Annotated in this window: 1 pseudogene; it reads right to left on the minus strand. The window is 56.0% G+C overall.

Annotated elements, in window-relative coordinates:
- Nucleotides 1-116: 116 nt before the first annotated feature.
- Nucleotides 117-604: pseudogene (locus tag ACXJ5O_RS29205) on the minus strand (tyrosine-type recombinase/integrase); the annotation flags it as partial.

The following is a 604-nucleotide window of genomic DNA, read 5'->3' on the forward strand; positions in this document are numbered from 1 at the left end:
GAGCATGATATGGTTGAGTGACCACAGACGCACTGGCCTGCTATGCAGATATATGCGCCTTGATAAGAAAGTAGGAGATGAGCTTGGGAACGCTCATTTTGATGCTTGGAAGGGTGTCACTTCGCGCTCGCGTTTGTTGGGACAAGCGGCACTATTGCGCGCGCAGCCAACTCGTCTAACCCATCTACGATCCACCTTGAATAGTACTTTTCGATCATGGGGACGCTAGTGTCATGGAGTGCTGCCACAAGCCTAATCGGCAGATTAGCACGGATGCCGCGAACGATTGAGGAATGCCGCAGCGAGTAAGGTATGACATCCTTCATATCTGCTGACCTACGAATTTCCCGCCACGGCGGCGTTAACTCAGCGGTTTGCCATAAGCCTCTCCGGTCACGGGTCCATCCGATGCTACCTTCCTGTCGCCGGTGCCGCCAGCGCACGAGGAGAGCCTCGTCGCCGAGCCTGCCTTTTGTAGCGGGTATCAGCGCCTCTATCACATCGCCGCCCACCGGCACGGCAATGCGGCTAGCCTTATTGCCGTGCCCTTTGTTACTGGTTGGAACCATCAGGCGCGTTTCCTGCACATCGCCCACTCTTAGAC

The organism is Phyllobacterium sp. P5_D12 (assembly GCF_054049495.1).